Annotated in this window: 22 protein-coding genes; 5 read left to right on the top strand and 17 right to left on the bottom strand. The window is 26.2% G+C overall.

Going from position 1 to position 25730, the window contains the following annotated elements; all coding sequences use genetic code 11:
* Window positions 1-57 precede the first annotated feature (57 nt).
* From NG901_RS07320 to NG901_RS07295, 6 genes are all read right to left on the bottom strand, one after another.
* Complete coding sequence (locus NG901_RS07320) at window positions 58-1419, bottom strand: MATE family efflux transporter (protein ID WP_252213164.1); 1362 nt, start codon at window positions 1417-1419, stop codon at window positions 58-60.
* A gap of 373 nt (window positions 1420-1792) precedes the next feature.
* A complete protein-coding gene (locus NG901_RS07315) occupies window positions 1793-1936 on the bottom strand; it encodes a CPC_1213 family protein (protein ID WP_491536912.1) in 144 nt (47 codons plus the stop codon).
* A gap of 50 nt (window positions 1937-1986) precedes the next feature.
* A complete protein-coding gene (locus NG901_RS07310; RefSeq protein WP_252213163.1) occupies window positions 1987-2133 on the bottom strand; it encodes a hypothetical protein in 147 nt (48 codons plus the stop codon).
* A gap of 95 nt (window positions 2134-2228) precedes the next feature.
* Window positions 2229-3278 carry a galactose ABC transporter substrate-binding protein gene (locus tag NG901_RS07305; protein ID WP_252213162.1) on the bottom strand — a complete coding sequence of 350 codons (1050 nt, stop codon included), beginning with the start codon at window positions 3276-3278 and terminating at the stop codon, window positions 2229-2231.
* 323 nt (window positions 3279-3601) lie between these two features.
* Window positions 3602-4024: a UDP-N-acetylglucosamine pyrophosphorylase gene (locus NG901_RS07300; protein WP_252213161.1), complete on the bottom strand. Its 423-nt coding sequence runs from the start codon at window positions 4022-4024 to the stop codon at window positions 3602-3604.
* Window positions 4025-4336: 312 nt separating this feature from the next.
* On the bottom strand, window positions 4337-8641 hold the full coding sequence (locus NG901_RS07295; RefSeq protein ID WP_252213160.1) for a 2-hydroxyacyl-CoA dehydratase: 4305 nt from the start codon (window positions 8639-8641) through the stop codon (window positions 4337-4339).
* 198 nt (window positions 8642-8839) lie between these two features.
* Here NG901_RS07295 and NG901_RS07290 point away from each other — a divergent pair, with 198 nt between their 5' ends.
* Entirely contained in the window at window positions 8840-9193 is a 354-nt protein-coding gene (locus NG901_RS07290) for a tetratricopeptide repeat protein (protein ID WP_252213159.1), read from the top strand.
* Window positions 9194-9242: 49 nt separating this feature from the next.
* Here NG901_RS07290 and NG901_RS07285 read toward each other — a convergent pair whose 3' ends face one another.
* The 3 genes from NG901_RS07285 to NG901_RS07275 are packed head-to-tail and all read right to left on the bottom strand — an operon-like array spanning window position 9243 to window position 12255.
* Window positions 9243-10307: a transglutaminase-like domain-containing protein gene (locus tag NG901_RS07285; RefSeq protein WP_252213158.1), complete on the bottom strand. Its 1065-nt coding sequence runs from the start codon at window positions 10305-10307 to the stop codon at window positions 9243-9245.
* Window positions 10308-10319: 12 nt separating this feature from the next.
* Complete coding sequence (gene recX / locus NG901_RS07280) at window positions 10320-10958, bottom strand: recombination regulator RecX (protein WP_252213157.1); 639 nt, start codon at window positions 10956-10958, stop codon at window positions 10320-10322.
* A gap of 55 nt (window positions 10959-11013) precedes the next feature.
* Entirely contained in the window at window positions 11014-12255 is a 1242-nt protein-coding gene (locus NG901_RS07275) for a M16 family metallopeptidase (RefSeq protein ID WP_252213156.1), read from the bottom strand.
* A 179-nt stretch (window positions 12256-12434) separates the two neighbouring features.
* Here NG901_RS07275 and NG901_RS07270 point away from each other — a divergent pair, with 179 nt between their 5' ends.
* Together NG901_RS07270 and NG901_RS07265 are read left to right on the top strand one after the other, a co-directional pair.
* On the top strand, window positions 12435-13106 hold the full coding sequence (locus NG901_RS07270) for a response regulator transcription factor (RefSeq protein ID WP_252213155.1): 672 nt from the start codon (window positions 12435-12437) through the stop codon (window positions 13104-13106).
* Window positions 13106-14614, top strand: a complete 1509-nt coding sequence (locus NG901_RS07265) for a HAMP domain-containing sensor histidine kinase (RefSeq protein ID WP_252213154.1) — start codon at window positions 13106-13108, stop codon at window positions 14612-14614. Before NG901_RS07270 ends, NG901_RS07265 begins: the two co-directional genes overlap by 1 nt.
* 24 nt (window positions 14615-14638) lie before the next feature.
* Here NG901_RS07265 and NG901_RS07260 read toward each other — a convergent pair whose 3' ends face one another.
* The 8 genes from NG901_RS07260 to NG901_RS07225 all read right to left on the bottom strand — a co-directional run bounded on the left by NG901_RS07260 (window position 14639) and on the right by NG901_RS07225 (window position 23645).
* Window positions 14639-16630 (bottom strand): fructose-1,6-bisphosphatase, encoded by a 1992-nt coding sequence (locus NG901_RS07260; RefSeq protein WP_252213153.1) that lies wholly within the window; start codon window positions 16628-16630, stop codon window positions 14639-14641.
* A 366-nt stretch (window positions 16631-16996) separates the two neighbouring features.
* Window positions 16997-17857, bottom strand: coding sequence for an NAD(P)/FAD-dependent oxidoreductase (locus NG901_RS07255; protein WP_252213152.1), 861 nt, complete (start codon window positions 17855-17857; stop codon window positions 16997-16999).
* Between the two features lie 17 nt (window positions 17858-17874).
* The gene (gene trxA, locus NG901_RS07250; RefSeq protein ID WP_252213151.1) at window positions 17875-18189 is read right to left on the bottom strand and encodes a thioredoxin; all 315 of its coding nucleotides are present in this window, start codon (window positions 18187-18189) and stop codon (window positions 17875-17877) included.
* Between the two features lie 302 nt (window positions 18190-18491).
* Window positions 18492-20198 carry an ABC transporter ATP-binding protein gene (locus NG901_RS07245; protein WP_252213150.1) on the bottom strand — a complete coding sequence of 569 codons (1707 nt, stop codon included), beginning with the start codon at window positions 20196-20198 and terminating at the stop codon, window positions 18492-18494.
* A gap of 240 nt (window positions 20199-20438) precedes the next feature.
* Entirely contained in the window at window positions 20439-21110 is a 672-nt protein-coding gene (locus NG901_RS07240; RefSeq protein WP_252213149.1) for an ABC transporter ATP-binding protein, read from the bottom strand.
* Entirely contained in the window at window positions 21094-21864 is a 771-nt protein-coding gene (locus NG901_RS07235; RefSeq protein WP_252213148.1) for an ABC transporter permease, read from the bottom strand. Before NG901_RS07235 ends, NG901_RS07240 begins: the two co-directional genes overlap by 17 nt.
* On the bottom strand, window positions 21839-22819 hold the full coding sequence (locus NG901_RS07230; RefSeq protein WP_252213147.1) for an ABC transporter substrate-binding protein: 981 nt from the start codon (window positions 22817-22819) through the stop codon (window positions 21839-21841). Before NG901_RS07230 ends, NG901_RS07235 begins: the two co-directional genes overlap by 26 nt.
* A gap of 406 nt (window positions 22820-23225) precedes the next feature.
* The gene (locus NG901_RS07225) at window positions 23226-23645 is read right to left on the bottom strand and encodes a YaaR family protein (protein WP_252213146.1); all 420 of its coding nucleotides are present in this window, start codon (window positions 23643-23645) and stop codon (window positions 23226-23228) included.
* A 171-nt stretch (window positions 23646-23816) separates the two neighbouring features.
* Between NG901_RS07225 and NG901_RS07220 the strand changes: the two genes are divergently transcribed.
* Together NG901_RS07220 and NG901_RS07215 are read left to right on the top strand one after the other, a co-directional pair.
* Window positions 23817-24116, top strand: coding sequence for a hypothetical protein (locus NG901_RS07220; protein WP_252213145.1), 300 nt, complete (start codon window positions 23817-23819; stop codon window positions 24114-24116).
* A gap of 203 nt (window positions 24117-24319) precedes the next feature.
* Window positions 24320-25723 (top strand): spore germination protein, encoded by a 1404-nt coding sequence (locus NG901_RS07215; RefSeq protein WP_252213144.1) that lies wholly within the window; start codon window positions 24320-24322, stop codon window positions 25721-25723.
* Window positions 25724-25730 lie beyond the last annotated feature (7 nt).

Here is a 25730-nt window from a genome sequence, read left to right as displayed (position 1 = left end):
CTCAGTCCACTTTGCTTATGCATATATCAACACTCTGCTAAAACATAGCCTAATTTATTATACAACTTTATGTTTAAGCCACTTTTCACCTCTAAGCCTAAAGCAATACATTATTCCTCTGATTAACCAATCTGCGTACATTCCAATCCAAATTCCTAAAACACCAAGTCTAAATACTATTCCTAAAATGTATCCTGTAAATATTCTAAAAATCCACATTCCTACAAATGCTGTTAACATAGTATATCTTGTATCTCCAGCTCCCTTTAACCCTGATGATAATATAAAAGAAATAGGCCATACTATTAAAGCCACACTATTACTTTTAATTAATGTAGATGAAAGTTTTATTACCTCTATACTATCTGTATAAAAAGAAGATACCCATTCTGAAATAGGAATAAATATTAAACCTATTGCCACCAAACATACTGTTCCAAATTTAGTTAAATAAACAAGTGTGCTTTTTGCACCTTTTGTATCATCTCGTCCTACATATTGACCTACTAAAGTTGTTGCAGCTAAACATAGTGCATTTCCTGGTACTGCAACAATAGTTGCTATTGATGAACCTATTGCATTTGCTGCTATTGATGCGGTTCCCATAGTTACTATAAATATTTGAACAATTAATTTTCCTGCATTAAAAAGTACTTGCTCAACACCTGCTGGTATTCCTATATTAAATATACTCTTTTGTGTTTCTAAATCAAATTTAAATGGGAAAATCTTTCTCATTCTTATAATTCTACTTCCTCTAAATAAAACAATTCCTATAAGAATTGTTCCAACCAATCTTGCAATTGCAATTGATATTGCAGCTCCTTCTATTCCATATGACATTGTATTTAAAACATATCCTAATAAATTAACATCTTTTATTCCATAAATTAATATATATCCTAAAATTATATTAATAATATTCATAAACATTGTAATATACATTGGTGTTTTTGTATCTCCACATCCTCTTAATACTCCATTTGCAATTTGCTGCACTGCAATAAAAGGATACGTAATAAGTGTAAGTTCTAAATATATTTTTGCATTTGATTTTACTAATTCTTCTGCTGTACCATATAAAGCATTAATCATTGGAACACGTAAAATCCACATTAAAATACTTATTAAAACAGCTAAACAGCATCCAGATACCAAAGCTTGTCTAGCTGTTTCATTTGCTTTTTTATGATTTTCTTTTCCAATATGCTGTGCAACAACTACAGTAGCTCCAACAGATAAGGCTGCAAAAAAAGATATAAACATATTATTTATTGAATCTACCATTCCAATTGCAGAAACCGCTTCTTCCCCTATATGTCCTGCCATCATTGTATTGCATACACCCAAAAGCATAACAAATGTTTGCTCTATTATTATTGGTATAGCTAATTTTAAAACATTTTTTCTTATAAACATATTATAGCCCCCTCTCCCCTCTAGTAACTATATTATTCCCTCTCAGGATAATTTACTAGTTTTTAAATAGTTATTTAGAACAATCATATTATCTTACTCCTAAACTTAAAAATTTTCCAGTAATATATTGTATAATGTTTATACAGTTAATGATTCTGATTCTAAAATTCCTCATTTTCAGGTTGGTAAAAGTAGATATTTTTTTACTAAAGAAGGATTAGATAAATGGTTAGAGGACAGTTACACCCTCAATTTTGATATAAAATAAAAAATCTCCAATTCTAATTTATAAATCAATTCATTTTTTATTCATATAAGATAAAGCATGAATAAATTGATTTACTCATGCTTTATCTTATAATTCTTTTCTTTATTAAATTTTAAAATCTGTTGGATCATATGGTTTAGCTTTTGGTTCTCCAAAAACTGCTTTTACACTTTCAGCTTGAGGATTATGATTTACATTTTTCTTTTTTCTTTTATTATTTTCTCTCATTTTATTACTTTTATTACTCATTAATATCACCTCAACATTATGGTGTACACTTGTATTTATTTTATACTTTATTAAAAATGATCTTTTTCTTTATGTGAAGGTGCACCTATCTTTTTTCCATCAATAATACCTAAATCCGAATTTTCTTTAGGGTCTATTTTTCTAAGTTCTACATTTGATTTAGGTCTATCTTTTAACCTATTTTTATTATTGTCCATTTGTATCACCTCGCTTTATTTATATGTTGTGTTTATCATAATATTTTATTCTAATAAGTAAATTATTTTTATTTATACTAAATTTTATTGTTTTTCTATTCAGTGATATATTCTTTATATGGTATACGAATTGTAACTCCTGTGTCATCAAATTCATAGTCTGTATTTTCAATAGCACTTTTACCTGAAATTAAGTTCATCCCTAAAGTATAAAGTGCTTCTGCTTCTGCACGAGGATCTTGAAAAACAGTTCCTGACATAAAACCTTTTTTTATTAATTCTTGTGCTTCTGGTGTTGCATCAACTCCAACAACTATAATTTTTTTTGTTTCATCTCCTTTATTATAATTTTGCTTCTGTAAAGCTTCAATAGCACCTATAGCCATAGCATCATTATTTGCAATTATTGCTTCAATTTTATTACCATATTGATAAAGCAATGGAGTAACAGCTTCTTCTGCTAATTTTCTACTCCAATCAGAAACTCTTAATGCAATTTCTTCAGTTTTTATTCCATTTTTATTAACAGTTTCAATAGAGTATTTTGTTCTTGCAATAGTATCTAGATTATTACGTTCACCTGTTAACATAACATATTGCATTATACTATCTTTATTTACATCTATTTCAGATCTATTGGTATTCCATAAATCAACAAGAATTTTTCCTTGTAGAATACCTGCTTCTTCTGGATTTCTTGCTAAAACAATAGCTTTTTCATAAGATTTTACAGGTATTTTACTAATTGGCTCTCTATTAAATATAATTACTGGAATATTTTTTTCTTTGATTTTATCAATAACTGTTTGTGTAGATTTTTCACTCGTATCAACTAAATTTACTAATAAAAGATCTACTTCATTTTTTAGTACTGTATCTATAGTTTCATTTTGTTTACTTTGATCCCCATTAGCATCAAAAAAACTAAATTCAACTTTACCTACATTTTCCTTTTGAATTTCTTCTAAGTTTTTTTGAATTGTAGAGGTATATTCATCATCAAATTTGTATATTAATACACCTACTTTAGCTGGATTTACTAATTCAACCTTTGAATTAGTAATTATTGAATTTTTATTATAATTTACAAATATTATGATTATCATAAATACAACTATACTAATATTTAATATTTTTTTTAACACTTAATTTTATCCTCCATATAATTACTTTGATTTTATATTTAGTATTTTTTATTAAATGATTTCTTATTTTTCTACACTATCAAATTTAAATTAAATATCATTAATAGTATTAGATTGTGTTTATAAATTATCCATTAAAACATAAATAAACCCATTAAATATTAAAACTAATCTTAATATTTAATGAGCTTCTTTATAAAGTAATTCTCTAAAAACTATTTTATGCTTTCTAATATCTCTAATTCTTCATTAGACAAGCATATAATTTTTTATTAATAAATTTATTTAGTATTTATACTTTTAATTTAATACCTAAAACTCGCTTATTTTATAAGCTTTATTACTTCATCTGCACTAGCTTTTATAGTAAATATCATATTTTCATCAATTCGTAACTTACATTCATTTTGGTTAACTTTTATTTCATTTGAACTAAGTCTGTTTTTATTAGATAATTCTATATATTTAGTTGAAGATATCTCTACATTAAATTTTTTTTCTTTTGCACCAGTAAGCTTTAATGTACTTCCTTGTCCATTATTATCTTTTATTTTTATATCTATAATATTATTTCCTTTACTAATACAACCTAAAGTTAATCCTGGAACTCTTTGTATATTAGCCATTCCTCTTAATGTCATCCAACCACCATTTAATGTTGATTTCACTAGTAAATCTAGTTCATGCTTTTTTTCTAATTTTTTTAAAGCTTGACCTAATTCAAATATTGTTAATTCTAATTTCATCTAAAATTCACCTCTTTATTCTACATAAGTACAATAAAATTATATCTTAACCTGTACACAATTTAAACATCTAAATAATTAGGATATGTTTTAAATATGTGTTGATATATGCAATAGGCAGAGAGGCATTGTAATTGGACTTTGAGACTTCTCAATGAGTATTGTCACACTTACTGCTTGTCTTAATTTTATATTGGGAGCAAGCTAAAATGGGACTATATTCATTTTTAGTATTCCTAAGTTCAATTACTCAGCCCACTTTGCTTACGCATATATCAACATGCTACTAAAACATAATCAAATAATAAAATGTTATTCTTTTTTTTCCAAGGTTATACTAACTTCTTTTTTTAACACATTGTCCTTAGATTCTATATTCTTGCATAATATAATTTGATCTTCTATATTTTTAAATGCAACTGAAAGCATTAGCTTAATTCTATTTAATTGATTTACATTTGATGCGCCTGGATCATAATCTATTGCAACTATATTAGACTTTGGATATTTTTCTTTAAGTGCTTTTATCATACCTTTTCCGGTTACATGATTTGGTAAACATGCAAAAGGTTGCATACACACTATATTTTCAGCATCATTTTCAATCAACTCAATCATTTCTGCCGTTAAAAACCAGCCTTCTCCAGTTTGATTTCCAAGCGATACTATTGGTGAAGCTAATTTACCTAATTCTGTTATATGCTTTGGTGCTGTAAATCTACTACTATTGTCTAAATATTTTTTCATAGATTTTCTAAAACTTTCTATATATGCTATAGCCAATTTGCTAATAACTTTATTCTTTAAACTTCCTGCAAGATAATCATGCTTAAAAACATCATCATATGCTGAATATAGGAAAAAGTCTAATAAATCAGGCACTACAGCTTCAGCACCTTCTCTTTCCAATATACCAACTATATCATTATTAGCAGTGGGATGGAACTTAACTAATATTTCACCCACAACTCCAACTCTTGGCTTCTTAATATCTAGTAATGGTAATTTATCAAAAGCTTCTATTATTTCTTTTATATTATTATTAAATTCTTTCTTACTTCCAGTTCTTATAATCTTCTTAGCCTTCTCGTTGAATTTTTCATACAATGAAAATGCAGAACCTTTTTCTTTTTCATATGGTCTTGTCCTATATAGTGTTTTCATAAATAAATCACCATATATTAAAGCCATTAGTGATTTATTTAAAAATTTAAAAGTTACTTTAAATCCTGGTTGTTTTTCTAGTCCTACTGCATTTAAAGATATTACAGGTACATTTTCAAATCCTGCATGTTTTAAAGCCATCTTTAAAAATCCTATATAATTAGTTGCTCTACATCCGCCACCAGTTTGACTTATAATAACTGATGTATTATTTAAATCATATTTTCCTGATTTTAAAGCATTAATCATTTGACCAATGACAATTATAGATGGATAGCATGCATCATTATTTACATATTTTAACCCTTCCTCAATAGCTTTAGTATCAATTGAAGGTAACACTTCAATATTATACCCACTTGCTCTTCCTGCTTCTTCTACTAAATTAAAATGAATTGGAGACATTTGTGGTACAAGTATCGTGTGGGTTTTTCTCATTTCTTTTGTAAAAATAGGATTTTTATATTCTATTTTTTCTTCAATAGGGGCATAATTTTTTCTTAATCTTTCTTCTATTGCAGCTTTTAATGATCTAATTCTAATCTTAGCTGCTCCTAAATTATTTCCTTCATCTATCTTAAGTAAAGTATATATCTTCCCTTTAGCGCTTATTATTTCAGAAACCTGATCACTTGTTACAGCATCTAGTCCACATCCAAAAGAATTTAATTGAATTATTTCAAGATTATTATTTTCTGATACAGCTTGTGCTGCTCTATATAATCTTGAATGATAAGTCCATTGATCTACAACTCTAAGTTTGTTTTTTAAAGTACCTAAATGAGATATACTATCTTCTGTTAATACAGCCATGCCATAAGAATTTATTACATCAGGAATTCCATGATTTATTTCTGGATCAATATGATATGGTCTACCACATAAAACTATTCCGTATTTATTGTTATCTTCAAGATATTTTAAAACTTCTTCACCTTTATTTTGTATATCTTTTTTATATTCATCTCTTTCTTTAGCTCCTAAATATACAGCTATTTCTGCTTCTTTTAATGTAACATTATAATCTTTAAATTCTTGAACTATTCTCTTTGCTAATTCTTTTTCATCATTTAATGAAAAGAATGGAGAAATATATTTTATATTTTTATCTTTTAATTCATCAACATTATTTTTAATTACTTCAGGATATGATGTTACCATTGGACAATTATAATTATTGTTAGCACTTACAAATTCATTCTTCTCATATGGTATACAAGGGTAAAAAATAGTTTTCACTCCTGAATCTACAAGTGACATAATATGTCCATGAACTAATTTTGCTGGATAACAAGCTGATTCTGATGGTATTGTTTCTATTCCCTTTTCATATATCTTTTTACTTGACGAAGGTGATAATTTTACACTAAATCCAAGTGCTGTTAAAGTTTTAAACCAAAATGGATAATTCTCATACATATTTAATACTCTTGGAATTCCTATTACTCCTCTTTTAGCTTCATTTTCTTTAAGAGGAATGTAATTAAAAGTTCTCTTATACTTATATTTGTATAAATTAGTAATATCATTTTTAGTTTTATCTACTCCAAGTGCTCTTTCACATCTATTACCTGAAATAAACTCTTCATCAGTAGAGAATTTATTAACAGTCAAAAGACAATTATTTCCGCATTTCCCACATCTCTTAAATACTGCTGTCATATTAAAGTTGTTAATTTTATCTTTAGAAAGTATACTAGATTTTTCTCCATCTACATATCTTTCTTTTGATATTATTGCACATCCAAAAGCACCCATAAGACCTGCTATATCTGGTCTAACTGCTTCTCTACCTGAAACAAGTTCAAAGCTTCTAAGTACAGCATCATTGTAGAATGTTCCACCTTGTACTATTACTTTATCTCCAATATCTTTTTCATCTCTTAATTTAATAACTTTAAATAAAGCATTTTTTATTACAGAATATGATAAACCAGCAGATATATCAGAAATTTCAGCACCTTCTTTTTGTGACTGCTTAACTCTTGAATTCATAAAAACAGTACACCTTGAGCCCAAATCAACAGGTGCTTTTGATTTAATTGCTTCCTTTGCAAAATTTTCAATTTTCATATTTAAGGATTTCGCAAATGTTTCTATAAAAGAACCACATCCAGATGAACAAGCTTCATTTAACAATATACTATCTATTGTTCCATTTTTTATCTTTAAGCATTTCATATCTTGTCCACCAATATCTAAAATAAAATCAACTCCTGGTAGAAAATATTCTGCAGCCTTATAGTGAGCAATTGTTTCTATTTCTCCAATATCAATATGTAATGCTGATTTAATTAAAGCTTCTCCATATCCTGTTACAGTTGTATTTGTAATTTCAACTTCACTTGGTAATTTGGAATATAAGTCTTTTAACATTTGTATAACTTTTTTAAGAGGATTACCCTCATTACCTTCATATAAAGAATATATAAGTTCATCTTTATCATTTATCAATGCAATTTTAGTAGTTGTTGATCCTGCATCTATTCCTAAAAAAGCCTTACCTTTATAATTATTTAAATCTCCTCTTTTTACCTTAGCCTTTTCATGTCTTTTTTTGAATTTTATATATTCATCTTCATTTTCAAATAATACATCTAATCTTTCAACATCATCATCTTTTATTGCAGATAAATTTTTTACTTTTTTTACTATACTCTCAAGATCTGTAAAGTTATTTTTTGTTGATAATAATGCTGCTCCTTGTGCTACAAATAATTGTGGATTTTTAGGAAAAATCACTTCTTCTTCTTTTAGGTTTAATGTTTCTATAAATCTTTGTCTTAACTCGGATAAAAAGAATAATGGTCCTCCAAGGAAAGCTACATTTCCCTTTATAGGTTTACCGCACGCTAGTCCACTTATAGTTTGATTAACCACTGCTTGAAATATAGACGCCGAAATATCTTCTTTACTTGCGCCTTCATTTATAAGAGGTTGTACATCTGTTTTTGCAAATACTCCACATCTTGATGCTATTGGATATATAACATTAAAACTTTTAGCATATTCATTTAAACCACTAGCATCAGTATTTAATAAAACAGCCATTTGATCTATAAATGCTCCTGTTCCCCCTGCGCAGCTTCCATTCATTCTTTGTTCAAGTCCACCTCTGAAATAAGTTATTTTAGCATCTTCTCCACCTAATTCTATTACAACATCTGTTTCTGGAATTATTGTTTCAACTGTTTTTGAACATGCAATAACTTCTTGTATAAATTCTACATTAAGCCATTTAGATACAGAAAGTCCTCCAGAGCCTGTTACGCTTAATGTACAATAAATATTTCCAAGATCTTTATATGCTTCTTCTATTAACTCTATAATAGTACTCTTTATATCAGAATAATGTCTTTCATATTTACTATATACTAATTGCTCTTTATGATTAAGAACAACTAGTTTAACCGTTGTCGAGCCAATGTCTAATCCTATTTTATAGTTCTTCATCTTCAATTTCACCTACTCTAAATTAAAATACAAATTCTATATTAATATTTTTATTTGTATACAACATTATTATTTCAATTTTGTTTTATTTATGTATAGTAGTTATTTTACATGTCTATAATCTAAATGTATTTAATTAGTATATTGGAGATCTTATATATTTTAATAACTTATAAAATAATATATTCGGAGGTTAAAATGAACTATTTTAATGAAGGAAATAAATTGTACAATACTCAAGATTATTTACGAGCTATTGATTGTTATAAAAAATCTGCTACTCAAAAACAAAATGAGGCTTGTTCATATTATAATGCTGGTGTTTGTTTTATTAAGTTAAAGCAGTTTGATAAAGCAATCACTATGTTAAAAAATGCTCTTACTATTCAAAATGAAAGCAAATATTATTTTAATTTAGGCTACTGCTACACTATGAAAAATAAACTAAATAAAGCCTTGCAATTTTTTAATATAGCATGGGCTATTAGCAATGATGATACTGATTGCGAAAAAGCCATAAATTTAATACTTACAAAAATATCAAAAAAATAATATACTTCTTATATTTTATAAGAAGTATATTATAAATATGCTTCTTACTCTACCATTCTCCTGCAATATTATCTTTTATATGTACCTCATCAAAATTATCACAGTCAAAATAATTCCCCGCATTATAAAATGTTGAATCAACTTTAATCCATTTGTTTTCATCACTTAAGTATACTTCATTCCATGCATGACTTATATATTCTTCTCCATTATATGCTTTTCCAGTTATTAATCTAACCTTAAGGTTAGTTGCTCTTGCCATAGCTACATAAAGACATGCATAATCAAAACATATACCATTTCTTTCTTCATATGCACATATGGCACCACTATTTTTTACATTTTCTGAATTTAAAACTCTAGTCGCTTTGTCGTAATCATAAGTTATATTAGAGCCAATCCAAGAATATAATTTTTTTGCCTTTTCTCTATCATTCTTACTTGATGATACTATTTTTCTTGCCTTTTCGTTAATAACATCATTAGATTTTACCCCTTCATCTAAAGTAATCCCATTATAATAAATGATTCTATTCGATGCTATATCCTTAATCAGTCCATTATTTATGATTTTAGATTTATTTTTATCTATAATATCTTCTACTTTATTAAACGCAGTAATATCATTAAAAATATTAATCTGATAAGGATTGTTAGGAATAGAATTAAACATTATTATAGGAACAAATAATATCAATATAAAAATACAAGCTCTAGCGATACCAAATATAGTTGAAAAAATAATTAGTAATGTTTTACTTTCATTTATAACTTTCTTTCCACCGCTAAAAATAGTTGATTGTATTATTGAAATTATAAATTTTATTATAAATTTTATAATTATAAATAAGGCTATAATACCAATTATTTTGATTATTCCATTAGTTAAATATAAATCTCCTAAAATGTTTTTAATAAAGTATGATAATATACTATTAATATTCTCATATTTTAACAAAATCAGCATAAATGTCAATATGCTTGCTATTGTATCTATTATAGGAGCAATAACATAATCAATATTGGAATTCCTTAATACCTTTATTATACTAAACATTATTGACAGTCCTATTATACCAAAAATCATAACTTTGTATAAAAGAATTTTTTCCATTTATGTTCTCCTTTAATCAAAAAGTTCAAAATCCATGGCCTCTTTAACTACGTCTTTGATAATCTCATATCCATAGCCTTTTGATAATAAAAATCTGTATAATTTATTTGATATCTTATACATATCATCTTCCGTTTTTCTAAGACTATTTAGCTTCTTTTGTGCTAAAACAAGTGCACTTTGTTTTTCATTTTCTTTATCTATACTGCTAAGTTCCTCTTCTATAACATCTTTAGATATTCCCTTTTGCATAAGTGAGTATCTAATTTTATTACTCCCTTGAGATTTCAACTTATCTTTAACAAATTTATTAGTATAATCTTTATCATCTAAAAAATCATACTCCTTTAAAAAATCTATTGCCTTAGTTATAGCCTCTTCATCATATCCCTTTAAATTCAATTTATCTCTTACTTGTTTTTCTGTTTTTAAATTTCTTTCTATAGTTCTTATTGCAGCTTCTCTACATTTTATAATAGCATCTTTATTTGCTAATTCCTTAAGTTTTTCTGAATCTACATTATCTTTTACCTTAATTCCCTCTTTATATATAAGTTCAGCACTTATAGAAAATGCATACTCCTCATCTAAAAATACATTAACTCTTTCTTTATTTCTCTTTTGAATTTCTAGTTTTGTTATTTTAGCCATTTGATTTTCTCACCTTAACCTATTTAAATTTGATTTAAAACTGTGTAAAATTTTATTAATTAGATTTTAGTATATGAATAGTTGGACTTTTAAAAACTTTTTTACTCACTTCATTTATTTTGACTTTGTCAATATTATTTAATCGTTCCATATCTTTAACAAATTCAAATATATCTTCACCTTCAAGTTCTTGATGTAACATATAATTACAAAGCTCTAAAGAATCCTCTAATGTTGAAATTACTGCTGTTTTATGAACTTTTTTCATTACGTCTAAATCTCTATCACCTATTTGAATTTTTCCATCAATGATATTCTTCAATGTTTCATCTATTGCACTTTTAGCTTCTTCTAAGTTTTCTTCAGCTACTGATGTGTATATATATAGTGTTTTTATATTAGTACTTATTTCTAAGTTTGTATATATATCATAAGCAAGACCTCTATTTTCTCTTACTTCTCTAAATAAAAGCGAATTAGCGCTCTCTCCCAGTCTATGGTTTAATATTCTAAGTGGTAATTCATCTTCTTTTTCTAACTCGTTGAAAGTATACAAATAAATTATTGTACTTTGTTCTATATCTTTTTTGTACGTAATTTTTGTTATACTCTTATTTTTTTCTTTAACAACCTTTAGATTTTCTGGTTTTTCTCCAGTCCACATACCAAAATTTTCTTCTATTAATTTTATTGCTTCATCATGACTTAATGATGAAACCATTGTGATTAATGAATTTTTAGGTGTATAGTATTTTTCATAGTATTTTTTAATTTCTTCTCTAGTAAATTTATTAACATTGTCTTCAAGACCTGCTACTTCGTATTTTAAAGGACTTTTAGTAAATGCTACATTATTTACATTTTTAAAGCTATAATCTTCTAAGTCATCTTTTCCAGTCCTTATTTCAGCTAAAATTACGCCTCTTTCTTTTTCTATTTCACTTGCTTCGAATTTAGAATTTATAATCATATCACTTAATATTGATACTCCATTATTAAATTCTTCCATCAAACAACTAATTGTATACACAGTAGCTTCGTAATCAGTGTACGCATTGTACTCTCCCCCTAAAGCTTCTAAATCACTATTAAGCTCCTCATCACTTCTTTTGTATGTTCCCTTAAATAAACAATGTTCAATAAAATGACTTATCCCCTTTTGTTCTAAACTCTCATTTAATGCACCCACTTTAACACCTATATTTATAGACGCTATTTGTGTATTCTTGTTTATAGTTATTACCTCTAACCCATTTTTTAACTTATGCCTTTTTATATCAAAATTTAATTTTATCATTCACTCTTCTCCTAATAAATTATAACTACTTAAATATATAAAGTATCTAAAATAAAATTATAACACATTATTTAAACTTCATTAATATGTAGATTCTCTTATTATAGATATATTCTTAAAGTAATGCTAAAATATATAAAAAGTATATAATTCTAATTTTAAAGGAGTGAAGTATAAATATGAGAAAATCAATCTTAATTGTGGAAGATGAACTTAAAATTAGATTTTTAATTAGAGACTATCTTTTAAAAGATGGTTTTAATATTTATGAAGCATCAAATGGAGAAGAAGGACTCTTCCAATTTAGTAAAGAAAAAATTGATTTAATACTCTTAGATATAATGATGCCAAGGATGAATGGGCTAGAGATGCTTGAAAGACTTAGAGAAGTATCAAATGTTCCTGTAATTTTACTTACTGCTAAAGGTGAAGAAGAAGATAAACTTGAAGGATACGAATTTGGTGCAGATGATTATATGACCAAACCTTTTAGCCCTAAAGTTCTGGTTGCAAAGGTTAAGGCATTACTAAAAAGAACAAGAGAAGATTTAGACTCAAGTATTCAAAATTTCAATGGTTTAAGTGTAAATCAACTTTCTCATGAGGTTAAAGTTGATGATAAAATAATACTTTTATCCCCTAAAGAATACGAGCTTTTAATTTATCTAATAAATAATGATGGAATTGCATTAAGTCGTGATAACATATTGGATAATGTATGGGGCATTGATTATTATGGTGATATTCGTACTGTGGATACTAACATTAAAAGACTTAGAGAAAAATTGCTGGACAAATCATCTTATATAGTCACTGTTCGTGGTAGTGGCTACAAATTTGAGGTTAAATAATGAAACATAGCTTATCTAAAAGATTATTTGTAATAACTCTTTGTCTTATATTTGGACTATTATTATTAGTTTACTTTACACAATCTTTCTTGTTTGAAAAATTTTATTTCTATAGAAAAACTTCTTTTTTGGTAAAAGAAATAAGTAAAATACAGACTTTGTATTCTTATCAAAATAATGATGATTATGCTTTATATCAAGTTCTTGATAAATTTGAAAATGACAACAACTCAAAAGTTGCAATTTTTTCCCTAAATGGAGAATTAATGTATCTGCCAAATAAAATTGAAAATAAAGATAACATAGCTATATTAACTAAATTTTGCGATGAACTTATAAATAATAAAACTTTAATTTTAGATGTTATAAATTCATCACAAATAAAAGTAACTAGATTCTACAACAAGGAAGCTGAAAATCAAAAAATTGGTATAATAGCACCTATGTCTTTAAAATCTAATAATGATAGTGTTATAATTTCAGTTTCATCAATTCAGCCAATTGAAGAAGCTTCAAAGATAATTGATGAATTTTATATTTATGTATTTTTAGGTTTAACAATAATAGCTGGTATACTATCCTCTATTTACTCTAATTTAATATCTAAGCCACTTACAAGCTTAAATAATGTGGCTAATAAAATGTCTAATATGGATTTTACTGTTTCATGTGATGTAGAAAGAGAAGATGAAATTGGAAATTTAGCTAGAACATTAAATTTTCTCTCTAAAAATCTTCAAAACGCTTTAACTGATTTAAAACAGAAAAATCAAAAGTTAGAAGAGGATATTGAAAAAGAAAGAAAACTTGAAAATATGAGAAAAGAGTTTGTAGACAATGTTAGCCATGAATTAAAAACTCCTATAGGAATAATTGAAGGCTATGCTGAAGGTCTTAAGGATGGAATAGTATCTGGAGATGATGCACTAACTTATTTAGAAACTATAATTAGTGAATCTCAAAAAATGAATATCTTAGTTAAAAATATGTTAGAACTATCAAAACTAGAATCAGGTACTATAAAACCAAAACTAGAATCATTTAATATTAATAGATTAATTTCTAAAATTTTAAAAAATAATCATTTAAAATTTGAAGAATATGACTTAAAAGTTGAATTTACTTCAAGTAGTCCTTATAGTTATGTTTATGCAGATATATTTCAAATGGATCAAGTAATAACTAATATTATAACTAATGCAATTAAATATACTCCTACACATAATTTAATAAATGTATCTGTAACTGAAGAAAATGATAAATTTAAAATCTCCATAAAAAATATGGGTATAAATATCCCTAAAGAAGAACTTAAGAAATTATTTGATAAATTTTATAGAATTGATAAATCAAGAGAAAGAACTAAAGATAGTACTGGTCTTGGATTATCTATAGTAAAAAATATATTAAAACTTCATAATAGTGAATTTAATCTTCAAAACATAGATAATGGAGTTGAATTTTACTTTTATTTAAATAAAATTGTTATTAATGATGATTGTGAATAAAAGAAATAAGATAAGGTATTTACCTTATCTTATTTCTTTTATTATTCCTTTTCTATATATTAATAATAATTCCTTCAAATCCTTAATTTGAGCTTGTAATTCCCTACCTATATCCGTATCTTCTACTGTTTTTCGTTTAAGTTTTTGCTCTACTACAAGAGTTGTAGATAAAATATCTTTTTCTTTCATTATAGATTCTTCTGTAGATGAGAAGTGTTCATGTGAAACTAATTGTAATCCATAAGAATTATATATTAAAGTATATCCTGCAATACCCGTTTGCTTTTGATATGCCTTAGAAAAACCGCCATCAATAACTATCATTTTACCATTAGCCTTTATTGGACTTTCTCCATTTTTCTTTTTTACTGGCACATGTCCATTTATAATTCTAGATTCATTGGGGTCTAATCCAAATTCTCTAAGTATCATATCACACATTTCCTCTCGATCTCTTAATTTATAATATCCTGTCTTCTTTTCTATATGAGATATTTCGTCATCTATGAAATATCTTTCAAATGTAGCCATTTGTTTTTTACCAAATAAAGGTGATACCGGGCCTGTCCATAAATACCACATTATATCCATTCCATAAGTCTTTTCTTCACTACCAACTTTTTCAAAGTAACCTTCTCTAGATAAAGAATCAAATTTTTCTAATAATCTTTTACTTTTATATTCTTCGCCTTGTATGCACATACTTTTTAAATTTCCTTCATCATCTAAAGGTATACATCCATGAAATAATAAATTAGAATTAAATTTTAAATACATATTTCCTTTAGAAAATAAAAATCTAACATGTTTTTGTAATTTATCACTATTTACAAAAGAATAGACAAGTTTATCTATAAGCACTGATTCCTCATCTGTAAGTTTATATGGATCTTTAGGATCTATTGTTGGAAAATTATTATCATTTAATGTGTATTCAGTTCCGTTTAATATTATAGTCCCTTTTTCATAATCTATTTTATCTAATAACAATCTTCCTTCTAATTCAAATTCAGGTCTTCTATCTATTATTTCCTTTTCTAATTTAAACTGTAATATTGTTATAGCTTTATGCATTTTAGATACTAAATCTACTTCTTGACTTGCAGATGGGTCATCTTTCTTTACTTTTGGAATAAATGATTCACATGGATCATCTTTATAATACTTTAATGCAAAGGTCGCTAAAGGTAAAAGATTTATTCCATAAATTTCTTCAACCAAATCTAGATTTGCATATCGTGTAGATATTCTTAAAACATTAGCAACACAAGTTCTTACTCCTGCTGCTGCTCCCATCCAAAGCATATCATGGTTACCCCATTGAATATCCACTGAATGATATTCCATAAGAGTATCTATTATAATATCTGGTCTTGGTCCTCTATCATATATATCTCCTATTATGTGAAGTCTATCTATAATCATTCTTTGTATTAACTTAGATAATGCAATTATAAATTCTTTTGCTCTTCCTATATCTATAATAGTGGTTATTATCCTATCATAATACTCTTGTTTATCTATTCCATTAAATTGTTCATGCAATAACTCCTCTATTATATAAGCGAAATCAGATGGAAGTGCTTTTCTTACTTTTGATCTCGTATATTTAGATGAACAAAATCTGCATATTTCTATAAGCCTATTTAAAGTTATTTTATACCAATCATCTATATTTCGTTCTTCTTTTAAAACAATATCTAATTTTTGTTCTGGATAATATATTAAAGTTGCTAAACTTTTTATATCACTTTCTAATAAAGATTTACCAAAAAGATCTTCTATCTTTCTTTTTACAACTCCAGATCCATTTCTTAATACATGTACAAAAGGCTCATATTCACCATGTATGTCACTTAAAAAATGTTCTGTACCTTTGGGTAAATTAAGAATTGCTTCTAAATTTATAATTTCTGTAGATGCTAAAGCAATGTTAGGATATTGCTTAGCTAACAATCTAAAATACTTTAGTTTTTTACTGTCTTCCTGCTCATTATTATTCATTTTAACCTCCATAATTCACATAAAATATATTGTTATAATTACTATATATTTAAAATCCCCTCATATAAAACATTAAACCATTTTATACAAATTTTGTCTACGAATAAATTTCTAAACATTTTTTATTTATTGGTTTTATGCTATACTTTTTTCTAATAAAATAAATTTAATTACTCATATTTATGACTTATTCAATAATTAGTATACACTAATGTGTTTTTATAAAAATAACTAAAAAATATTAGAAACTTAATTTTATTAACTTCCTAATTATATAAACTTCTAAATATCTATATGACAAAAACGCATTTTAAAATGTTTTAAATATTTTAAAATGCGTTTTATTTATAAGGTTCTATATTGAATATATATATTAATTTATTTTAATGAATCTAAGTATGCAACAGCACTTAATACTGCAATATTCCCTTCTCCAGCTGCTTTAATATATTGATATGGTTTTCCAGTACAATCTCCTGCTGCAAAACATCCTTTTATATTAGTTTGCATATTTCTTTTAACTTCAACATGACCATTTACTATATTTAAACCAGGTACTAATTCTTTAGGAGATATAAAGTTTTTAAGCAAAAAAACTCCTTCAGTTATTAAATTATTTTCTTTTAAGATTAATCTTTCTACCTTTTCCTCTCCTATAATTTTTACTGGCTTATCTTCTATTATAGTAATTTTATCATTGATATCATATTCACCTCTATACATAGGTATATAATAAACTGTTTTTGCTAACTCACTAACATAGTTAGCATCTTTTTCTCCATCCTTATTATATGATATTATAGATACTATTTTATCTTTATATAATGGTGCATCACATGTAGCACAATATCCTACACCTCTTCCTAGAAATTCTTCTTCTCCATCTAATGCCTTAGTATACTCTACACCTGTTGCTATTATTACACTATTAGATTCATATATTTCTTCATTCCCTATTAATGTAAAGTATTGTCCCATAGCATAAATATTATTTATTCGTTCATTTTTTATATCTATTTCCATAGCATTTATATGATTTAAAAATTTTTCTTTTAAATCTTCACCACTTATGCCATAAAATCCTAAATAATTATTAATTTTAGGAGCTCTCTCTAATTTTGAACTCAAATTACTATTTCCAAAAACAATAAACTTCTTATTTCTTATTTTAGCGTTTAGAGCTGCTGAAAGGCCTGCGGGTCCACTTCCTATTATTGCAATATCATATCGTTCTTGCATAAATTTAAACTCCTAAATTATAAATTATCTTTAATTAAGTCTGATAAAGCTTCTTTAGGTAAAAATCCTATTGATGTTTCTATTGGTTTGCCATTTTTAAATAATTTTATAGTTGGAATACTTCTAATTTCATTAACTCTAGATGATAATGGATTTTCATCTATATCTATTTTAGTAAATTTAACATTTTCAAATTCCCCTTCTAATTCTTCCAATACTGGAGATAACATTCTACAAGGTCCACACCAAGTTGCCCAAAAATCTACCAAAACTAATTCATTACAATTTAAAACTTCATTTTCAAAATTTGAATCATTAATGTGCTTTATCATAAATTTCCTCCTCAATTATTTTCACTACTAAATTTAATACTCTCTATATCAAAATATTCAGTTACTTTAATATTGTTCATATAAAAAGTGATTACTCTTTTCTTTTATTAAAAATGGAAAAAGTTCATAACAGTTATGGTTAAAAGATACAATCTTTCTTAAATTTATAATATTAATTTACCCATAAATAACTTTTTTTATTATTCCTAAAAATAAAAAAAGTTCACAAAACCAACTTAATTTCGTGAACTTTAAATACAATTACCAATTTTTTCATTATTCTTTATATATTTTGCTGTGTTTTAAATTGAAGCTATTTTCTGTAATTTACTATACTCACCATTTAACTTCATTAATTCATTATGACTTCCCTTTTCTATTATTCCCTTATTTCCAATAACAACTATTTCATCTGCATTTTGAATTGTTGATAATCTATGTGCTACAACTATAGTTGTCCTTCCCTCACATAATTTCTTAAGGGATTCCTGGATTATATGCTCTGTTGTATTATCTAAGGCAGATGTTGCTTCATCAAGTATCAAAATAGACGGATTCTTTAAAAATACTCTAGCAATAGAGATACGTTGCTTTTGACCACCTGATAATTTTACGCCTCTTTCTCCAATATAAGTATCGTATCCTTCTGGCAAGCTTTCAATAAATTCATGAATATTGGCCATTTTAGCCGCTTTTATAATTTCATCTTCGCTTGCATTAGTTTTACCATATAATATATTATCCCTTATAGTACCAGTAAATAAAAATACTTCTTGTTGTACTATACCTATGCTTTCTCTTAATGAATCTAAAGTTACATTATATATACTTTTTCCATCTATTAGTATATCGCCATTCATAACATCATAAAATCTAGGAATCAAATTACAAATTGTTGTTTTTCCTCCACCAGAATGTCCAACTAAAGCCAACATTTTTCCGCTTTCTATATCGATGGAAAAATCATCTAATACTTTTTCTCCTTCATAGCTAAAACTAACATTCTTAAATTCTATATCTCCTTTTACATCATGTAATTCAATGGCATCTTTTTTATTCTTTTCTTGATCTTCATTCATAATTTCCATATATCTTTGGAAACCAGTTATACCATTTTGGAATTGTTCCATAAAATTAATTAACTTCTTAATAGGATCTGTAAATAGTCTTATATATAACATATATGCCATAAAATCTCCAATATCTATTATTCCCTTAAAAGTAAATAGACCTCCCCCTATTAAACCTACATAATTTAATATATCTATTCCAAAACCTGCTCCTGAGAAGTATTCAGCCATTACTTTATATGCTTTTTCTCTTGCAAAGATAAATCTCTTGTTTCCTTTTTCAAATTTTTCTTGTTCTGTTTCATGACTAACAAAAGCTTTAGAAATACTTATTCCTGAAATACTATTTTCAAGACTTGCATTTATTGCACCTGTTTTTACTTTTGTATCTAGAAACGCTTTATTCATTTTCTTTCTTTGATACATAGTAAATAAAACAATAAAAGGTATAAATGCAAAAATCAATAATGTAAGTGGAATATTAATTGTGCATAATATAATAAATGAACCTGTAAGCATTACTATTGATATAAATATATCTTCTGGTCCATGATGGGCAAGTTCTGAAATTTCCATCAAGTCATTTATTATTCTTGACATAATATCACCGGTCTTATTATTATCAAAATATTTATTAGGTAATTTTTGAAGATGATTAAATACATCTCTTCTCATATCACCTTGCATTCTTACTCCAACAACATGTCCCCAATATTGCATGAAATAACCACATAATGCTTTAACTAAAAATATAATTAATAATGTTACCGCAAAAACTACTATTAATCTTATATTTTTATTAGGAATAGAATCATTAACTAGAGTTCTTGTCATCATTGGATAAACTAAATCACATAACGCTGCTATAAACGCTGCTATCAAATCCATAAAGAATAATTTCTTATATGGTTTATAAAAACTAATAAATTTTTTTAACATAAAATCCTCCTTTTATTATTAGATCATGTCTTAAATTGATGTTGATATATGCAATAGGTGAAGTGGCATTGTAATTGGACTTTTAGAACTCTTAATGAGTATTGTCAAATTTACTGCTTGTCTCATTTTTACATTGGAGCAAGCTAAAATTGGACTATACTCATTTTAGTGTTCTTAAGTTCAATTACTTAGTCCAGCTTTACTTATGCATATATCAACACACTACTAAAACATATGCTATTACTTAATTAAATTAATAATATCACTCTTAAAATCTTGTAAATCTTCATTAAAAATGCCTTTAATCTTAACAGGTCTTTCTCCAAAAACTATTATATTACCATTAAAATATATAGCTTCATCAACATCATGAGTAACTAGTACTACTATTCTACTCTCATTTAACATAATATTTTTAAATTCATCAATTATTTTATATTTTAATGTGTAATCTAAAGATTTGAATGGTTCGTCCATTAAAATAATTTTAGATGGTTTTCCAAAAGCTCTAGCTATATTTACTCTCTGCTTCATTCCACCACTTAATTCTTCTGGATATTTATTTTTTACATCTTCAAGTCCTAATGAAGATAAAATATATTTTATTTTTTCTTTTAGTTCTAACTTATCATAATATTTTTTCAAGGCAAAAATTAAATTTTCTTCAACTGTAAGCCATTCTACCAATCTATCTTCTTGAAATATGTAACTAACTTCATTTTTTGATATTCCTGAAATCTCTCCATCATCAAATTTAAGAATTCCAGCTAACATATTAAGCAAAGTGCTTTTTCCACAACCTGATTTTCCGACTATGCAATTTACTTTGCTATTTTCTAAAGTTAAATTAAACCTTTCGAAAACTATTTCATTATTATAGGCTTTACTTAAATTTTTAATTTCTATTTTCATTTTTCTTCCACCTATATATCCTAGTTTTAAACAAATTATTTATAAATTCAAAAGCTAGTGATAATATCGCAATAAGTACTATCCATGCAAATATTCCACTAGTGTTAAAATTCACTTTTTCAAGTTGTATTGCAGAACCTATTCCATACCTAGGTTGTCCATGTACTTCTCCTGCGATAACAACTTTAAATGCCAAAGAGAAAGTTGATACCAATATACTTGCTAAGTGAAATTTTATAATTGGAACATATATTTTTTTTATTTTTTCTATAAGAGATATTTCATATATATCCATCATATCTATTATTTTTTTATCTATACTATTAAGACTTCCAACTATTCCTTCATATAATATTGGAAATGTTATAGCAAACCCTACTATAAATGGGGCCTTATCTTTATTGAACCAAACCAATACTAACACTACTAATACCATAGTTGGTATAGTTTTAGCAAAAGAATTTATTGGAGCTAATAAAAACTTAAAAAAGGGATACATAAATGTAAGCACCCCTAAGATTATAGCTAAAATTATAGCTAAAATATAGCATAACACAGATCTATATACACTACTAATAAATATTAAATTAAAATCATTTTTACTTATAATTTTAATCATTTCAGTTATTACTTGTTGAATATTTGGTAAATATATATCATTATTTATAATAACTGCAAGAACTTGCCATACTATTAAAAAGAATAAACATGATGCTAGAATACATATTCTATTTTTCCATGTATATTCCTTCATCTGGTATCTTTCCTCCTACCGTTATGTTGTCAAATTCATATAAATTTTTAAAATAAGTATTATATTCACTAATAGAATCTTTTATATCAACGTATTTTATATTAGCCCTTTCCATGGCTGATACTATTATATTTTTATTAGCTGATACACCTATTTCCTCACAGTAGTCTCCTAAAGCTTCTTTGTCTTTATATGCCCATATTGTGCTATTTTCTATTTCTCTTAAAATATTTACAACTAGCTTTTTATCATTTTCTATTAAATCTTTTTTTATTATTATAGTCGCTTGAGGGTAACCATATTTTGAATCATTTTCTTTTTTCCATTCTTCATTTAAATCCAGAAGTATATTTAGATTATCTTTTTTGCTTAATACAGTAGATAACGCTGGTTCTGGTAATACTGCATAATTAGCTTTTCCTGATAAAATTACTGGTGCTATTTCTGTAACTCCTCCAACATAGCTAAGGTTCACATCTTTATCTGGATCTATATTGTTATTTTTTAAAATAGCTTTTGTTATAATATCTGGAGTTAATCCCTTTCCAATATTATAAATTTCCTTACCTTTTAATTCATCTATATTTTTAGAATTATCAGTAGAAACTATATAAAAAGATCCCCAGCCTACTGTTCCAACTATTTTGTAATCACCATTTTTATTATAAGATATAGCAGGTACATTGGATGGTACTATGGCTATATCAGCTTCACTTTTCATTATAGATGTAACAACATTATCTGATACTTTTTCAATGTTATAATTAACATTATATCCTTTTTGAAATCCTGGTTTTTCCTTTATCATTTTAGCTATAGATATTGCTGGAAGTCCATCTGGAACTACAAAATTAATTTCCTTAACTTCATCTATAGTTGTAGTTTTATTTTCTCCACACCCTATAAACATAAATATTGATATAATAGGTATTAAAAATATTGATAATCTCTTCATTAAAATCCACCTTCCTTAATTTTTACTATAATTATCATAACACAATAATTATAACAAACCTCCAAATTAAGTATATCCATAATTTAATTTTAAAATGTAATTAACTCTTAGTTCACTTTGTTTTTTTCCTTGACTCTCAACTTTTCACTATCAGTTCTCAACTAATATTTAACTTTAGGCACACTCGAAAAAATAACAAGTCCATTTGCCCGCCTATTTTCCATCATGCTGCGTCGTCAAATTGACCTAATAAGCACGCTATGAGGACAATTCATCTTCTTGCCTGATGAAAAATATCCATTGCAACTTTGGGATTATTATTTATTTTCATGTGCCTTAGGAATTCTATACATAAATAAGGTTTAATACTAAATACTCATACTTTAGCATTAAACCTTTATGTATTCTATCTATATATATCTACTATTAATCCTTGAATTTCATCTATAGTTGCTGCTAAATTCAAGTTTTCCTTTTCTTCAGATAGTAACATATTTGTCAGTTCTTCTAACTTTTCATCTATAGTATCAACAGTAACAAAATATTGAGTTTGCCAAAAACTAATATCTTTCTTTGTATCATACATAAACTTTAATATTGATTCTAAATATTCTTTTATCATCTTTTTATACATAACAACATCAACATATGTTTTAGTTAATACAAGCTTGTTTCCTCTTTTTTTGATGTCATCCATTAATTTACGAAGTTGTTCTTCTGACTTTCTTTCTCTGGCATGATTAAAGCTTTGAGAAAAATCTTTTTTTTCTGATACAATTTTTCTTTCAGTTGACACATTTCCGCTTCGTACTCTTCCAATTTCCATTACTGATCAATCCTTTCTTTCATAATAATTATATCAAAAAAAGTATCACTTCTCTATAAATTATAATTTTTTACTATTTTTAATTACTTTTTTCATGATTTTTTCTAGTATAAATTATGAAAATTTTATACTACTATTGAGTTATAATTTTAATATTAGGAGGACTTTTAAATGATAGTTAAATGTATAGATAATAGTTTATGTGATGATTTAAGTTTAAGCAAAGATTACTTAGTTATTGAGGAAGCACCTGAGTATTTTGTTGTAATTAGTGACAAAAGTGAAGAAATAACTTGTAAGAAATCTAGATTTAGAGTAATTCAAGATGGTGAATTAGCTAAAAAGACCAAAGCTACTATTAATGAATTATCTTATCAATTAGACAATGATTTTTCTGATATAAAACAATTTAATATAAGAAAAAATTCTAAAGGTGAAATTAAAGAAATTTCTATTAAATTTAAATACTAATTTTTATTTTCGGCTCTGTTTTAACAGAGCCTTATTTTTTTGTAATTTACATTCTGTTTTATGGCAGTATTGATATTATATTATCCAGATCACAGGCAAAAAAATCCACTTAGTCTATTAAATATATTTTGCATAAATTTTCTTGTAAATCACATAATATTTTCATAAACATATAACAAAAAATATGAAAGAGGTGTAGTTTTTTGAAAATCACATCAGGTTTTGATAATAATATTTCTTTAATAAAATCAAAACTCAAAGTTAAAGAGAGCTTTGATATTATTCAAAGGAATATAATAATAGGTAATAAGAAAACAACTATGTTTTATATAGATGGATTTACTAAGGATGACGTTATGGAACGAATAATGAATGGATTTTTTACAATAAAGCCTGAAGTAATGAACTCTTATAAAACACCAAGTGAATTTATAGATAATGCCATTCCTTATATAGAAGTTTCTGAAGAAGTTGATTTGGATAAAATAATTGATGCTGTGCTTTGTGGGCAAACCTCAATGTTTATTGATGGATATGATAAGTGCATAATTCTAGATATGCGTACCTATCCGGTACGTGGACTTGCAGAACCTGAAAAGGAAAAAACTTTAAGAGGCGCACGAGATGGTTTTGTTGAAACAATAGTTTTTAATACAGCTTTAATTCGTAGAAGAATACGTGATTCTAGATTAATTTTTGATATGCATACTATAGGTAAAATTTCAAAAACTGATGTATGTATAGCTTATATGGATGGTATTGTTGATAAACGTAGCTTAGATATAGTATTAGAAAAGATTAAGAAAATAAATGTTGATACCCTTACATTAGGAGATCAAAGTTTAGTTGAAACCTTAAGTAACCGTAATTATCTTAATCCATTCCCTAAAGTTAGATATACAGAAAGACCCGATGTTGCATCCTCTCATTTAACTGAAGGAAATATAATTATTTTAGTAGATAATTCTCCTACTGCTATGATTTTACCAACTTCTATTTTCGACTTTCTACAAGATGTAGATGATTATTATTTTCCAATATTTACAGGTAATTATTTAAGAATAATTAGAAATATTATAACTATATCAACAATTGTTTTAACTCCACTTTACTTACTTTTTATTAATGGAAATATAACTTTGCCAGCTGAATTTAATTTTTTATTTCCAAAAGACAGTTACTCTATACCTATTTTCTGGCAATTTTTAATATTAGAAGTAGCCATTGATGGATTAAAATTAGCATCTTTAAATACCCCTAATTCTCTTGGAATGTCTTTGTCCGTTATTGGTGGATTAATATTAGGAGAATATACCGTAACTACTGGTTGGTTTATACCTCAATCCATATTATACATGTCAATAGTTGCTTTAGCTAGTTTTGAGCAGTCTAGTATAGAGTTAGGCTATGCTTTAAAGTTTATGAGAGTATTGTTATTAATCTTAAGTGCAATTTTAGGTTATTGGGGATTTATAGTAGGACTACTATTAATAGTATTTATTATGTATTCTACTAAAACAATTACAAATGATCGTTATTTTTATCCTTTAATTCCTTTTAATTGGAGCAAATTAAAAAATCTATTATTTAGAACAAGAATTAAATAAATTCAAT

Origin of the sequence: Clostridium sp. CMCC3677 (assembly GCF_023845585.1) — a bacterium.
Taxonomy (GTDB): domain Bacteria; phylum Bacillota; class Clostridia; order Clostridiales; family Clostridiaceae; genus Clostridium; species Clostridium aquiflavi.
This window is presented reverse-complemented; position numbering and strand designations above follow the sequence as displayed.